Origin of the sequence: Dolichospermum sp. FACHB-1091, from assembly GCF_014697585.1 — a bacterium.
Classification (GTDB): domain Bacteria; phylum Cyanobacteriota; class Cyanobacteriia; order Cyanobacteriales; family Nostocaceae; genus Dolichospermum.
Genome location: NZ_JACJSB010000009.1, coordinates 24,315 through 39,498 on the forward strand (window position 1 = coordinate 24,315; position 15,184 = coordinate 39,498).

Sequence of the window (15,184 nt, forward strand, 5' to 3'; positions counted from 1 at the left end):
AATAATTTATGATTGATTTTTCCTGTTTTGTTGTTGGTAATGGGACTCTATCTATCAATTGTTTAGAACTTTTATTACTCAAAAATTGCCAATTATTAGGAGTATATTCGCCGGATAATTCATTACAAGCATGGTGTGAAAGTCATGGAATTGAATACATAAGTTCTCGCAATCTTTTTCACAAAAGACTTTTGAGCGTTGAATATGACTATCTTTTTAGTATTAATAATGTTCAATGGATTATTCCCAAAAATGTAATTGCTAGAGCGAAAAAAGCGACCATTAATTATCATGATGCCCCACTACCAAAATACGCTGGTTTATACGCAACTTCCTGGGCATTACTCAACGGTGAGACCGAACACGCCGTCACTTGGCATCAAGTCGTTCCCCAAATTGATGCTGGTCCTATTTTTAAACAAAAAATAGTGCCAATTCGCCCAGATGATACAGCCTTTACTTTAAATATTAGTTGCTTTGATGCTGCGATCGCTTCTTTTGATGAACTGACAGAAGAATTAATCGCTGGTAATGTTGAACCAATACCCCAGGATTTATCCCAACGAACTTATTTTGGTTATGAACATCGTCCGGTTTCTCTAATATCTTATGATGTCAGCAGTAAGGATATTTGCAATTTAGTTAGAGCCTTGGATTTTGGTCCGGTATGGCTAGGCCAGGCAGGTTATCGGAATGAATTAGGTCAACCTAAAATCTGGCTACCAGGAGGGGTTGTCGTCGTCGGTTCTGCGCGGCCAATCATATCTGAACATGGAACGCCTGGGCAAGTTCTGATTTTAAATGCGGAAGGAATTAGTATTGCTACTATAGACGGGGCGGTGCAATTTGGTAATTTAAAAACATTAAATGGAAAAGATATTTCCCCTCAAGAATTGCAACAATATTATGGTGTGCGGGTTGGTGATGTTTTACCCGTAATTAATGCAGAAACCAAAAAGGCAATTAGTCAGCGAAATATTGCTTTATCCCGTTATGAACAAATTTGGGTTGAAAGATTAACAAAGTTTACACCTTTTCAACATCCCTATTTAGGGCGAGAAATATCCCATCAATTACCAGAGTTTTCATCTCCCCAACTGCAACGTTATCGGATTTTGTCCAATGTACCTGTAGAACCAAAAAATCTATTGGTGATGTTTGCAGCTTATTGTGTGCGATTAGCCGCAGAATCAAGTGGGGAATTTGATTTAGGACTACAAACGGAATCTCAGCGCGGTGTTGCTCCTGAATTGTTTTCGCAAATAGTTCCTTTGCGTGTGAATTTTGAAAAGGAAGAGTCTTTTAGAGATTTTCAAGGGCGATTATCAGCGGATTTAGATTATATAAATAATTTAGGTAGTTTTAGACATACGCTATTAGGACGTTATCCTGAATTACATGATACGGAATACGGGCGGAATCTTTTTTCTAGAAATAACTCCCCGTGGTCGCCAAAAATCTTTCCTGTAGCGATCGCATCTGTTCCTACTCCCGATGCTTTAAAAGATTTGGCTGACTGGGATTTTATGAATGCTTCTATGGCCTTTGTGGCTTATGAGGATGGGAGTGACAGTGAGTTGGTACATAAGGGGGAATTGAGTGATACAGACTCTAGGGAAATTGTCCAACAACTTGAGGTTTTTATCTCTGCTTGTTTAGAACATCCTGATCAATCTTTAGATAAGTTACCAATTCTTAGCCTCAGCCAACAACAGCAGATTTTAGAAGCATGGAATCAGACTGCACAACCTTTCGCGGCAGATAAATGTATTCATGATTTATTTGCCCAACAAGTAGAGCGGACTCCTGATGCTATTGCTGTGGTTTTTCAAGAACAACAATTAACTTATCGGGAATTAAACACACAAGCTAACCAACTAGCGCATTACTTAATTTTACAGGGAGTTGGACCGGATGTGTTGGTGGGTTTGCTGATGGAGCGATCGCTAGAAATGATCATCGGCTTATTAGCAATTCACAAAGCTGGAGGGGCTTATCTTCCCCTAGACCCTGATTTTCCTCAAGAGCGTTTGGCTTTCATGGTAGAAGATTCCCAAGCGCCCGTTATCTTAACCAATTTAGCAGCAACCAGAGAAGATTACCCCACGCGGGAAATGGGGAATCTGAGGATTATTCCCATTGATGCAATCAGGGCAGAAATTAGCCAACAACCGACGACAAATCCCCATACAGAAGTTAAACCAGAAAACCTCAGTTATGTCATCTACACCTCTGGCTCTACGGGAAAACCCAAGGGTGTGATGGTAGAACATAGAAATGTGCTTAATTTTTTCACAGGAATGGATGGGGTAATTAACCATGAACCACCAGGAGTATGGTTAGCTGTAACCAGTTTGTCTTTTGATATTTCAGTTTTGGAACTCTTCTGGACTCTAGCACGGGGATTTAAAGTAGTAATTTATGACCCCAAAGCAGAGCGGAAACCTGCTACTTCCCAAAGTTTAAAACGGCAAAATCGCTCTAAATCCATAGATTTTAGTCTTTTCTACTTTTCTAGCCATGAAAGAAATCAAGATGCGGGGGAAAAATATCGTTTGCTGCTAGAAGGGGCTAAATTTGCCGATGCTCATGGGTTTAAAGCAGTTTGGACTCCCGAACGTCATTTTCACGCTTTTGGTGGCTTATTCCCCAATCCAGTGGTCAGTAGTGCAGCGATCGCTACCATCACTAAAGACATCCACATCCGCGCTGGTAGCTGTGTTTCTCCACTACATAACACAATTCGTCTGGCGGAAGATTGGTCTTTAGTAGATAATCTCTCCAATGGTCGAGTAGGCATATCTTTTGCCGCTGGTTGGCAACCCAACGATTTCGCGCTGTATCCCGATAGATTTGCCAACCGCAAGGAAATCATGTTTGAGCAAATAGAGGAGGTACAGGCACTTTGGCGGGGAGAAAGCCTTGAGCTTCCGAACGGAAAGGGAGAAAGGTGTTTTGTGCAAACTCTACCACGTCCCATTCAAGCGACTCTGCCAATCTGGATCACAGCCGCAGGTAATCCAGAGACTTTTCGTGAGGCGGGAGCTAAGGGTTTTAATATTTTAACTCACTTACTGGGACAAAGTTTAGAGGAATTAGCGACCAAAATTGCCATTTATCGTCAAGCTTATACAGAAAATGGACATACTGGCGAGGGAATTGTCAGCTTGATGATACATACTTATGTAGGGGAAAGTAAGGAAAAAGTGAAGGAACTGGTGCGGCAGCCAATGCGCCAATATTTGGCCAGTTCCTTGGATTTAATCAAGCTTGCGGCCTGGTCTTTCCCCACCTTCAAGCAGAAAACCACCAATGAGAAGGGACAGTTTGACCTATCTCACTTATCTGACCCAGATATGAATGAGGTACTAGATTTCTCCTTTGAACGCTACTTTGAAACTAGTAGTTTATTTGGAACAGTGGATACCTGTGTACAGATGGTAGATCGAATTAAAGCCATTGGTGTTAACGAAATTGCCTGTCTGATTGATTATGGTGTGGATACGGATACGGTACTATCTCAATTACCGCTACTGAATGAATTGAAAGCACGAATCGCCTCTCAACCTACCACTGAATCTGTAGCCGATTTGATTAAGCGTCACCAAGTGACACATCTGCAATGTACTCCTTCTATGGCTAGTTTACTGATTGCAGACACCCCCAACCGCCAAGCTTTATCGCAGTTATCTAATTTAATGATCGGTGGTGAGGCTTTTACCGAAGCTTTAGCAAAGGAACTTAGACAGATAATTCCCGGACAGATTCATAATATGTATGGTCCAACAGAAACCACTGTTTGGTCTGCAACCCATACTTTAGCTCAAGTCAATGGAGTGGTTCCCCTGGGTCGTCCCATTGCCAATACTGAGTTATACGTTCTGGACAATAATCAACAACCTGTGCCTGTTGGTATGGCTGGTGAGCTATATATTGGTGGTGCAGGGGTGACGCGCGGGTATTTAAACAGACCAGAATTAACTCAGTCAAGATTTATCCCCCATCCCTTCAGTAGGGACACTAACGCCCGTTTATACCGAACTGGGGATTTAGTTCGCTACCGCAGAGATGGTATTTTAGACTTTTTAGGACGCATAGATTTTCAAGTAAAAATACGCGGACATCGGATTGAATTAGGAGAAATTGAGACAATTTTAAGCCGACATGAAGCAGTACAAGAAGCTGTAATTATTGTTCGTGAAGATATCCCAGGGGATAAGCGACTTGTAGCCTATATTTCCAACCAGGACAACAACCAATGTCATGCAAGTATGAGAGAATACTTGCTTTCCCACTTACCTGAGTATATGATTCCTTCTAACTTTGTTGTTCTGGAGAAGTTTCCCCTGACTCCCAACCATAAAGTTGACCGCAAGGCCTTACCTGCTCCCATGTTAGCACCTGTGACTGGGGATACTGTAAGCACCATAATACCCCAAAATCATGTTGAACAAGCTCTGATAGAAATTTGGCAAAAGGTGCTTCAGATTTCCACCGTGGGAACTCAAGATAGTTTCTTTGATTTGGGAGGTAATTCCCTAGTTGCTGTGAGATTAATTGGGGAAATTCGTTCGGTATTTAATGTAGATTTACCCTTGATTACTTTGTTTCAAGCTCCAACTATACTCGACATTTCTGAGCAAATTATGGCTAAGTCCGCGAATCAATCCAGTTCACAACATTGGGGTCAAATCTGTGCCAATAAATCCCGTCATGAAAAAGTGGAGATGGTAGGAATATCCAGATAAATTATTGCCATTAATATAGATGAATAATTGCAGACCCTCAATATTTTAGACTTGAGATTTGGAGATTATTTTTTCTGCTTTTATAAGAGGTGAAAATAAGGGGTGTGGGTCAATTCCTTTAAAATCTCAAATCTCAAATCACAATTTCTGAATTGACAAACTTATTTTTTTTGATTCTCGATATTCCTCAATATTCATTTATCAACATAGTGCCAAAGTGGCGAGAATATTTGAACGGATTTAGTATAGTTATTAATAACTGCTCATTTTTACTTATTAGATAGACTAGTAAATAAATATAATTTAGGATGTATAAACATGAAAAATCGGCAAGAAATACTAAAAATGTTAGGTGAAGCTATGGAAATAAATAGTGCAGAACTTACAGAAGAAACAGCGCTGAAAAACTTAGGAGATGCCTGGGACTCAGTGGCTATACTATCGGTAATATCAATCATTGATAGTTATGCTCAGAAATCTATTCCTGTTAATCTTATAGTCGAGAGTAAAACGATTAAAGACCTCATTGATTTGGTCTATAAAAATGACAATCAAGTAATTAGTTATCAGTAATTTTAATAATCAAGGAGAATAAAATGTTAGAGATGAAGAGAGAAGAAGTTATGAAAATCATCAAAAGGGCATTTGCAGAAGTTGGAGATAAGTCAAATATTAACTTGCCAAAAAAAATAGATGAAGAAACGAGAATTTTAGGAGGAAATTCGCCTTTTGATTCTATGCACGTTGTCAATATTATTGTTCTGATTGAAGATTATATTGCAGATACATTTAACCTGAATATTACTTTAGCTAATGAGCATACTATGTCCCAGAGTAAAAGTCCATTTTTATCTATTAGGACATTGACAGATTATATAGTAGGTAATCTAATCTAATTTTCAAACATGAAATATCTTCAGAATAGTCTTTATCAAGACCGTATTGTTTTAATTACTGGCACAACTAAAGGTATTGGACTGCATTTAGCAAAACATTTTTTAGAACAAGAAGCTATTGTTTGTGGTTTCGCTCGTTCTGAATCATCTTTGCAACACAATCAATACTATCATTATCGAGGAGATGTAACTAATATTAATGATGTTAAAGGAGTTATACAAGAAATTAGAAAAAAGTTTGATCATTTGGATATACTGATTAATAATGCAGGTATAGCATCAATGAATCCTTCTATGTTGATGCCAGAAACTACTGCTAAAGAAATACTTGATATCAATATAATTGGTGTTTTTAATATGTCGCGGGAAAGCACCAAGTTGATGATGAAAAAAAACTATGGCAGAATTATCAACTTTAGTTCTGTTGCTGTTCCTATGCACATTGAAGGAGAGGCAATTTACGCATCTAGTAAAGCAGCTATTGAAGAATTTTCTCAGATTTTTGCCAGAGAAGTTGCTAGATTTGGCATCACAGTTAACGTCATTGGACCTTCACCAATTATGACAGATTTGATTGCCAAAGTATCTCCAGAAAAAATCCAAAATCTTGTTAATAAAATGCCTTTAAGTCGTTTAGGAGAATTTAAAGATGTGGAAAATGTGATTGATTTTTTTGCTAGTGAAGCTAGTCAATATATTACAGGACAAGTTATTTATCTGGGAGGTGTTTCATGAATAATCTTGAGAGATTTTTCTCCTATTTTGCAGATTATGATCATAAAACTGCTTTAATCTTGAATAATCGAAATTATAGTTACAACTGGATTTTAGAACGAATAGAATACTGGTCTTATATTTTGTCGGAGGAAGGTATAGAAAAATCTGTTGTTGGTTTTCAAGGAGATTATTCCCCGGAAATTATAGCCTTATTCTTCGCACTCATGCGGCTAAAAAATATATTAGTCCCTTTAGGTGTAATTAATCAGCAAGAACAAAAAAGATATTTTGATATCGCTAATCTTCGGTATATTCTGTCAATTGATAAACAAGAAAAGTTAGTAATTCAAGATTTAAAAACTATTGTAGATAATACTACTTTATCTCAATTCATTAAAGGGGAATCTGCGGGAATTGTTTTATTTTCTTCTGGTTCTACCGGTACACCCAAAGGAATGCTTCATGATTGTGATAAATTATTATCAAAATATAATCATGGCAGAAAAACTCTCAATACTTTAGCATTTTTATCTCTGGATCATATTGGAGGAATCAACACTCTATTATATCAATTATCTAATGGAGGAATAACAGTATTAACGGATGATAGAAAACCAGAAAATATCTGTCAATTAATTGAAAGTTGTCATATAGAATTATTGCCAGTCTCTCCAACTTTTCTGAATTTACTTTTGATGTCAGAGTCTTATGAAAATTATGATTTAAGTTCTTTAAAAATTATTAGTTATGGCACAGAAGTAATGCCAGAAAATACATTACTGGCTTTAGCTAATGCTTTTCCTGGGGTAAGTTTAAAACAGACTTATGGACTATCAGAATTAGGAATATTACCCACTAAAAGTGAAAGTTCTGAAAGTAAATGGGTTAAGTTAGGTGGGGAAGATTACCAAGTGAAAATAGTAGATAATATCCTCTGGATAAAAACTAATTCAGCTATGGTTAGTTATTTGAATGCTCCCTATCCTTATGATGATCAAGGTTGGTTAAATACAGGAGACGTGGTAGAAACAAAAGGGGATTATTTTAAAATACTTGGTCGTCAATCAGAAATGATTATTGTCGGTGGTTTAAAAGTCTTTCCCCAAGAAATAGAGAATATTTTAATCCAAATGCCGGAAATTGATCAAGTAACAGTTTTTGGTGAAGCGAATGCAATTACGGGAAATATAGTTGTTGCTGTAGTTAAACCCACAGATTTATCAATTGACGCACGGAAAATGAGACAACTGATTCAATCCTATTGTCAAGAAAAATTACAAAGTTATAAAATTCCAGTTAAGGTTTATTTACACTCTAGTGAACATCACAATCATCGCTACAAAAAAATTCGTTCTCAAGTTAAGGAAATGCTATGAATAAAACAAGTATTCCTCATATCAGTATGCGAGGAATTGCGATCGCTTTACCTGAAAAAACTGAATTTAATCATCAATTATCAGATGTGTTAGATGATGAAGATATAAAAAGAGTTAGTCAAACAATTGGTATTTACAGTAGAAAGGTTGCGGATGAGGGAATTACAGCTTTTAATCTGATGTCCCAAGCTATAGAAAACCTTTTAAAAACTACAAATATTAGCAAGAAGAATATAGATTGTCTGGTGTGTATTACCCAAACTCCAGACTATTTAATTCCTGGAAATTCTTTTCTTTTATCTCATCAATTAGGACTAAAAACAAGTGTTTTAACTCTTGATATAAATGCTGGTTGTGCCGGATTTACCCATGGTCTAATTGTCCTGGGAAAATTAATTAGTAATGGTGATATTAAATGTGGATTACTTGTGGTTGGAGATACACTTACAAAGCTAGTCAATCCTCAAGATAAAACCGAGAGGTTGTTATTTGGTGATGGAGCGGCTGCTTGTCTTTTAGAATTTGATGAAAAAGGGAAAGGACTAACAGCTTGCTGGCGAACTATTGCTAGTGATTATAATAAGTTAATAGTTCCTGCTGGTGGTATGAAAACACCAACTACAGAACATACAAAAATTGTCAAAATCCAAGAAGATGGTAGCTATAGAAGTGAAAATGATTTAATTATGGATGGTGCTGCTGTTTTCTCATTTTCAATTAAAGAAGTTCCTGAACTTGTTAACTTAGCTTTAGAAAATTGTAATTTAAGCCATGAAGATATTGATTTATTTGTGTTTCACCAAGCTAATAAATTTATGGTTGATTATATCCGTAAGAAATTAAAGCTTGCTGAAGAAAAAGTTCCTATTTGTGTAGAAGGAATAGGTAATACTAGTAGTGCATCTATCCCCATTGCTATTAGTCGTTATGCCTTAAATCAAGGCATAAATAAAATTAGTGGTCGGCTGTGTTTAACTGGGTTTGGAGTAGGTTTATCTTTGAGTAGCGTCATTATTGAAGTAGAAGATCTAATTGTCACTTCCCTATAATTTCACAATGTTATGAAGAAACAAAGAGTAGTCGTAATTGGAGCAGGAGGTCATGCTAAAGTAGTAGCAAGTACGCTCATGGACGCAGGACATCAAGTAGTAGGTTTTTACGATGATGATCTGCAAAAGAGGGGAAAGCATATTTTTGGTATTCCCGTTGTTGGTCCACTGGGCGAGCTTAAATATAACGATTTTTCTCATGCAATCATTGGTATAGGTGAAAATGAGGTAAGAAAGCATTTAGTAGAAAAACTGAATCTTAATTGGATAACTGTGATTCATCCCTATGCTTATGTTCACCCCGAAGTTTATTTAGGCGTAGGTACTGTAGTTTGTGCTGGTGCTATAGTCCAGCCCTATTCTAGAATTGGCTCGCACGTAATTATTAATACTAAATCTAGCGTTGATCATGACTGCTGCGTCGAAGATTATGTACATCTAGCACTCTCCCACCTTGCCGGTGGTGCAACAGCTAATGAGGGAGCATTTCTAGCGCTGGGAAGCATTGTATTTCCAAAAGTTACAATTGGTGCTTGGGCTACTGTCAGTGCTGGTTCAGTAGCAATGAAAGATGTGATGCCAAACAGCATAGTCGCAGGTGTGCCGGCTCGGGCGATTAGAGAAGCTAATTTAAATTGACGCAAGAGGTAAAAGAGGATCAGCTTAACTACGGATAATTACCCCTACACATTCCCTATTCTCTATGAAAATTATTTCTCTCGGTCATGCAGGCCTCCAAGTAGAAACTCAAAATGCTAAAGTGCTAATTGATCCTTGGTTTTCACCCGAAGGGGCGTTTTTGGGTTCATGGTTTCAGTACCCAGCTAACCAACATTTGATCACCCCTGCACTGCTGCAACCAACGGCCATCGCTATTTCTCATGAGCATTTAGATCACCTTGACCCTTGGTTTTTGTCCCAAATACCAGCAAATACACCTGTTATTATTCCTGACTATCCCTCACCAGTCTTAAAGAGAAAAATTGCTGCTGCTGGTTTAAGGGAAATTATCGAATTACCTGAGTGGCAACCAATAGAAATAGCTGAGAGCATTAGTATTTTCTTTGTATCAGAACAGTCACCAATGAACCATGATTCGGCGGTGGTTATTGTTGCTGAGGAGCAGACTCTACTTAATCTCAATGATGCTCGCTTGTCAGGATCTCAACTTAGCAGCATCCGTAACAAAGTAGGTGGAGTAATTGATGTCTTAGCATTGCAAGGAGCAGGGGCTTCTTGGTATCCCATCTGTTATGAGTACCCCGAAGAGCGTAAAAGAGAACTTTCTCAGAATAAGCGCCTAGCTAAATTTAAGTACATGGAACGGGCGATTACTATTGTTGAACCAGTAACAGTTATGCCCTGTGCTGGTCCTCCCTGTTTCCTTGACTCAGAACTGACTTGGGCAAATGCAGAGATCGAAGCCGGAATTTTCCCAGATCAACAGCAGGTAGTAGACTGGTTGGGGCAGGAGGGAATTAAAAATACTATGATTTTGCTCCCAGGTGATGCTTTTGATGTGACTACAAATCAAAAAGCAGCCGATCCTATCTGGGATGATTTTCACTTTAGCAATCGCACCTCCTATGTACAAGACTATGCTGAATCCAGAACTGGTAATCTTCTGGCTTTAAAGGCTCGTTACCCTCAACCTACCGCATCTCTTTACTTACCATTTTACGACTATTTCCAGCGTCTTTTAGCAATGAGTCCTTACTTCAACAGCAAAATCAAGATGCGAGTTGGCTTTGATATCACAGGACCTGGAGGGGGGAAATGGGCGGTTGATTTTCGACCCGGTTTAGAAGGGGTATATGAAGAGATGGGTGAATGTAGTTATGGATACCGTTTTGCCTCAAGATGGCTTCCTTCCTTGTTAGACGGTTCTTTGTCTTGGGAAGACTTCTTTTTGTCCTTACGATTTCAGGTATGGCGAAATCCAGATATCTACAATGACCATCTTTTAGGACTCTTGAAATTTGCTTGTTCTAAGTCCTTGCAAGCTGTAGAAGATTATGAAAACTCAGTGGATTTTCAAGAGCAAATTACAATCCATTGCGACGGAAATAATTACTTGGTACAGCGCCATTGTCCCCATGCAGGTTTTGACTTACAGGAGGTAGGAGAGGTTTTACCTGGAGGGATTCTGCGCTGTCTAGGTCATCACTACGAGTTTGATTTAAATACCGGAAAATGCCTGAATGGCAAATCTAAATTACTCAGCAGCAAACGCGCTATTTAGGTGAATATGAATAAACCAATTCTACTCTCAACTCCCCATATAGGATCTCAAGAATTAGCATTCGTAAAAGAAGCATTTGATACTAATTGGATTGCTCCAGTTGGTCCTCATGTTGATGCTTTTGAACAAGAATTTTGTCAAATAACTGGCGCTAGTTATGCTGCTGCTGTCAGTTCGGGAACTGCGGCTTTACATTTAGCCTTACAATTAGTTGGTGTAGGGTCAGGAGATGAGGTTTTTTGTTCTACTTTAACCTTTGCTGCTACTGCTAATCCTATCATTTACTTAGGTGCAAAACCAGTTTTTATTGATAGCGATCGCATTTCCTGGAATATGAACCCAGAATTGTTGCAGGAAGCTTTACAAAAACGTGCCTATTTTGGTAAATTACCAAAAGCAGTTATCCTTGTACATTTGTATGGTCAAAGTGCAGATATTGAACCTATTCTCCAAGTTTGTGATCAATATAATATTCCCCTAATTGAAGATGCAGCCGAGGCTTTAGGTGCTACCTACAAAGGACTTTGTCCTGGTACTTTTGGGCGAATTGGTATTTATTCCTTCAATGGTAATAAAATCATCACTACTTCTGGTGGAGGAATGTTAGTTTCTGATGATGATCAATTAGTTATGAAAGCCAAATTTCTAGCAACTCAAGCCCGTGATCCTGCACCCCATTATCAACATTCAGAAATCGGTTATAACTATCGTCTGAGTAATGTTTTAGCAGGTATCGGTCGTGGTCAATTACAAGTTTTAAATGAAAGAGTAGCAGCGAGACGACGCAATTTTGAAATTTATCAATCTGCTTTGGGAGATTTACCAGGAATCGAATTTATGCCCGAAGCTAATTTTGGACATTCCACACGCTGGTTAACGGCTTTAACAGTTGCGACCGAGGCTTTTGGTGCAGATCGAGAATATATTCGTCTTCAACTTGCTAAAGAACAAATTGAAGCTCGTCCTGTCTGGAAACCATTACACCTCCAACCTGTGTTTTCTGAATGTGAATGTATTGGTGGTGAAGTTGGGGAAGATTTATTTATGCGCGGTCTTTGTTTACCTTCTGGTTCTAATCTAACAGACGAAGATTTAGAAAGAGTAATTTCTGTTATCAAGGCTATTTACTCGACAACTTAAAAATACCCAAATTTAATGATTATGGAACTACAAGAATCTTCTATATCACCGGCAAAATATTGGACAATTCTCAAACGTCGTTGGTTAGCAACTTTATCTATTAGTATTGTTGTTTTTGGTGTATCACAGTTAGCAACATCTTTGAAAAAACCTCTTTATGTGGCAGAAGGTAAGTTGCGTTTTCAAAGAAATAATTCTACTTCTTCCATGACAGGACTAGGAACAGAAATAGGTAAATTAGTTCCTCTCATGGAACAAAGTAATCCCATGAACACAGAGGTAGAAATAATACGTTCTTTTCCAGTAATAGGCACAACTATTAACCGCTTAGAACTCAAAGATGATAAAGGACTGGCTTTAAAAACTAAGCTATTTCTCAAAAACCTGACTATCAAAGAAGTTAAAGGCGCTGATGTTCTCCAAATTACCTACGCAGATACTAACCCAAAAACTGCTGCTCAAGTTGTAAATGAGCTAATGAAAGTTTATTTGGAGCAGAATTTATCTTCACGCAGAGCCGAAGCAGCCGCTGCTCGTAAATTCATAGAAAGACAACTACCAAAAGCTGAATTAGTTATGCGTCGCGCTGAATCTGAATTAGCAGGTTTTAAAGAGAGAAATAGGATTATTTCTTTACAGGAAGAAGCCACTAAAGCAGTAGAAATAATGACTGATTTGCAATTGAAAATTAACGATACTCAGTCTCAATTAGCTAATATTGAATCCCAATCTCAAGTAATTAGTCAACAACTGGGAATGACTCCAGATCAGGCATTATTAATGACTTCTATTAGTCAAATTTCTGGAATACAAGATATTCTTAAGGAAATCCAACAGCTACAATCAAAATTAGCAAATAGGCAAACAATTTTGGAGGAAAATCATCCAGAAATTATAGATTTGCAAGATAAAATTATATCTTTAAATAGGGTTATTAATACGAGAATAGCCCAAGCATTAGGTAAAAATAAACTACAAACAGAAGGCAACTTACAACTGAGTACATTGCAACAACAACTGTCTGGTAAACTTGTAGAATTAGAATCTAATCGTCTAGGTTTAACGAGTCAAGTTAATTCTTTGTTAAAGTTACAATTTGCTTATAAAAAAAGATTGAATAATTTACCCAAACTAGAAGAACAACAGCGTCAGTTAGATCGTAAACTACAAGCAGCACAATCTACCTATTCTCTGTTACTTCAAAAGCTGCAAGAAAGCAGAATAGCCGAAAATCAAAATTTAGGTAATGCCACTAAGATATCCGAAGCAGAAATTCCTGATGAACCTAATTTGTCTGCCTTTGCTTCCTATCTAACTTCTGCGTTACTGAGTATATTGGCAGCCTTGATTACTATATATATTTTAGAACTTCAAGATAAATCTATCAAGACTGTTGACGAAGCTAAAGAATTACTAGACTTGACTTTACTAGGAGTTATTCCTACAGCTAGTAGGTGGAAAAAATCCTCTAAACAAGAAGAAATTGATCCCTATAATCAAAGTATTATTCTACGAGATTTTCCCCGTTCTTCTATTAGCGAAGCCTACCGAATGCTGAGGGCTAATCTCAATTTCATGAGCGCTGATAAGGAGCTAAAAGTTATTGTTATCACCAGTTCTGTACCCAAAGAAGGTAAATCAACAGTAGCGGCAAATTTAGCCACAGCAATGGCACAAATGGGCCGTCAAGTTTTACTAATAGATGGAGATTTGCACAGTCCAGTCCAGCATAAAATCTGGGACTTGATGAATAATCAAGGTTTAAGTAATTTAATTATTAAAGAAGAGGAAATCACTGCTACTATCAAAAAAGTCATGCCTAACTTAGATATCTTAACTTCTGGCATAGTTCCTCCTAGTCCGGCCTCTCTTCTAGATTCTCAAAGAATGGCGGCTTTAATGGCGAATTTTTCCGATAAATATGATTGTGTAATTGTTGATACACCAGCCTTAAATGTAGCTGCTGATGCTGTTACTTTAGGACAAATGGCCGACGGTGTTTTATTAGTAGTTCGTCCTGGTGTTGTTGATTCTGTTAATGCTGCTTTTGCTAGGGAACTATTAGCAAAATCTGGCCAAAATGTATTAGGACAGGTGGTTAATGGTGTAATCGTTAAAAATGAACCCCATAGCTATTACTACTTCCAAAAAGAAGACTATTCACAAACAATTAATCAAGAGTCTCAAGAAACTGTAAAAATTTAGTTTAGTGAGGATTTACTGATAAGTATTGATTAATGTAGTGAGGACTTGAGTCCTCTTTTCCCCTTTTCCCCGTAGTCAGGACTTGAGTCCTCTTTTCTAGACGCGAACAAAATCAAGGCTAAATCCCTGACTACAAAGGAAAAATTATAATTTTTTGCCACAGTTGCGTCGCTCCTGTTCTGGAAGGAGTCGGGGATATGCTTTCTGCTTATACTTGTGTTGAGAAAATTATTTTTTATTCTTTCTATCAACATCAAATACTATGCGTTAGTTTATATTTAGTAATAGTTTAGCTCTTCCACATACGCTACCAAAAAAGAAACTAGGTAGGACGTATTTTTGCGTTAACGGGAAGCGCCCCATTATAGATAATCTTTTATTTAATAAGCTATTTAGCATTTAAGTTTGACAAAATCAGTCATTTAAAGTCTTATAGGTGGGCATACCTTTGAATATTTATACATATTTAATTTACTGACGCTTTAACTTATTAATAACCACAAAAATAAGATAGCGGTTTACCAAGCTGGTATCAATATAGCCTTGATCATTTTTGTCTACCGTCTGTTCTTTGCCTTTATGAATAAGCTTAATCATTAAATTGGTGCAAAATATGGGATAAAATCTATGTTCATCCCAAAAAATAGAAGTATGTATCTTGTGAAATATCAAATTTAGATTACAGATTCGACATACTTCTTAATAAACCAACAGCATCAACACAAAACGTTCTAATCTAAAAATTGAACTGGGTTAATTTACTGGGTTTTGCCAGCGTCATATTCACAAATACGCAAAAATGTCAAGCCTA

Annotated in this window: 10 protein-coding genes; all 10 read left to right on the forward strand. The window is 37.5% G+C overall.

From position 1 onward, the window contains the following. Nucleotides 1–8: 8 nt before the first annotated feature. The 10 genes from H6G25_RS07565 (at nucleotide 9) to H6G25_RS07610 (ending at nucleotide 14,373) form a co-directional block, all read left to right on the forward strand. Nucleotides 9–4,748, forward strand: a complete 4,740-nt coding sequence (locus H6G25_RS07565; protein ID WP_190391951.1) for a MupA/Atu3671 family FMN-dependent luciferase-like monooxygenase — start codon at nucleotides 9–11, stop codon at nucleotides 4,746–4,748. A 318-nt stretch (nucleotides 4,749–5,066) separates the two neighbouring features. Continuing rightward, nucleotides 5,067–5,321 carry a phosphopantetheine-binding protein gene (locus H6G25_RS07570; RefSeq protein WP_190391952.1) on the forward strand — a complete coding sequence of 85 codons (255 nt, stop codon included), beginning with the start codon at nucleotides 5,067–5,069 and terminating at the stop codon, nucleotides 5,319–5,321. Nucleotides 5,322–5,344: 23 nt separating this feature from the next. Next, nucleotides 5,345–5,644, forward strand: a complete 300-nt coding sequence (locus H6G25_RS07575; protein ID WP_190391953.1) for a hypothetical protein — start codon at nucleotides 5,345–5,347, stop codon at nucleotides 5,642–5,644. 9 nt (nucleotides 5,645–5,653) lie between these two features. Beyond that, nucleotides 5,654–6,379 carry an SDR family oxidoreductase gene (locus H6G25_RS07580; RefSeq protein WP_190391954.1) on the forward strand — a complete coding sequence of 242 codons (726 nt, stop codon included), beginning with the start codon at nucleotides 5,654–5,656 and terminating at the stop codon, nucleotides 6,377–6,379. Further along, nucleotides 6,376–7,737: a fatty acid--CoA ligase family protein gene (locus tag H6G25_RS07585; protein WP_190391955.1), complete on the forward strand. Its 1,362-nt coding sequence runs from the start codon at nucleotides 6,376–6,378 to the stop codon at nucleotides 7,735–7,737. The genes H6G25_RS07580 and H6G25_RS07585 overlap by 4 nt, the downstream gene beginning before the upstream one ends. Then, the gene (locus tag H6G25_RS07590; RefSeq protein WP_190391956.1) at nucleotides 7,734–8,786 is read left to right on the forward strand and encodes a ketoacyl-ACP synthase III; all 1,053 of its coding nucleotides are present in this window, start codon (nucleotides 7,734–7,736) and stop codon (nucleotides 8,784–8,786) included. Before H6G25_RS07585 ends, H6G25_RS07590 begins: the two co-directional genes overlap by 4 nt. Nucleotides 8,787–8,798: 12 nt before the next feature. Further along, complete coding sequence (locus H6G25_RS07595; RefSeq protein ID WP_190391957.1) at nucleotides 8,799–9,425, forward strand: acetyltransferase; 627 nt, start codon at nucleotides 8,799–8,801, stop codon at nucleotides 9,423–9,425. A gap of 64 nt (nucleotides 9,426–9,489) precedes the next feature. Next, nucleotides 9,490–11,028, forward strand: a complete 1,539-nt coding sequence (locus H6G25_RS07600) for an MBL fold metallo-hydrolase (protein WP_190391958.1) — start codon at nucleotides 9,490–9,492, stop codon at nucleotides 11,026–11,028. Between the two features lie 6 nt (nucleotides 11,029–11,034). Continuing rightward, nucleotides 11,035–12,168: an aminotransferase class I/II-fold pyridoxal phosphate-dependent enzyme gene (locus H6G25_RS07605; protein WP_190391959.1), complete on the forward strand. Its 1,134-nt coding sequence runs from the start codon at nucleotides 11,035–11,037 to the stop codon at nucleotides 12,166–12,168. A 21-nt stretch (nucleotides 12,169–12,189) separates the two neighbouring features. After that, nucleotides 12,190–14,373: a polysaccharide biosynthesis tyrosine autokinase gene (locus H6G25_RS07610; protein WP_190391960.1), complete on the forward strand. Its 2,184-nt coding sequence runs from the start codon at nucleotides 12,190–12,192 to the stop codon at nucleotides 14,371–14,373. Nucleotides 14,374–15,184 lie beyond the last annotated feature (811 nt).

Bases quoted from the DNA above. Each gene is read 5' to 3' on its own strand.
- H6G25_RS07565 (WP_190391951.1), top strand. From the start codon at position 9: ATGATTGATTTTTCCTGTTTTGTTGTTGGTAATGGGACTCTATCTATC.
- H6G25_RS07570 (WP_190391952.1), top strand. From the start codon at position 5,067: ATGAAAAATCGGCAAGAAATACTAAAAATGTTAGGTGAAGCTATGGAA.
- H6G25_RS07575 (WP_190391953.1), top strand. From the start codon at position 5,345: ATGTTAGAGATGAAGAGAGAAGAAGTTATGAAAATCATCAAAAGGGCA.
- H6G25_RS07580 (WP_190391954.1), top strand. From the start codon at position 5,654: ATGAAATATCTTCAGAATAGTCTTTATCAAGACCGTATTGTTTTAATT.
- H6G25_RS07585 (WP_190391955.1), top strand. From the start codon at position 6,376: ATGAATAATCTTGAGAGATTTTTCTCCTATTTTGCAGATTATGATCAT.
- H6G25_RS07590 (WP_190391956.1), top strand. From the start codon at position 7,734: ATGAATAAAACAAGTATTCCTCATATCAGTATGCGAGGAATTGCGATC.
- H6G25_RS07595 (WP_190391957.1), top strand. From the start codon at position 8,799: ATGAAGAAACAAAGAGTAGTCGTAATTGGAGCAGGAGGTCATGCTAAA.
- H6G25_RS07600 (WP_190391958.1), top strand. From the start codon at position 9,490: ATGAAAATTATTTCTCTCGGTCATGCAGGCCTCCAAGTAGAAACTCAA.
- H6G25_RS07605 (WP_190391959.1), top strand. From the start codon at position 11,035: ATGAATAAACCAATTCTACTCTCAACTCCCCATATAGGATCTCAAGAA.
- H6G25_RS07610 (WP_190391960.1), top strand. From the start codon at position 12,190: ATGGAACTACAAGAATCTTCTATATCACCGGCAAAATATTGGACAATT.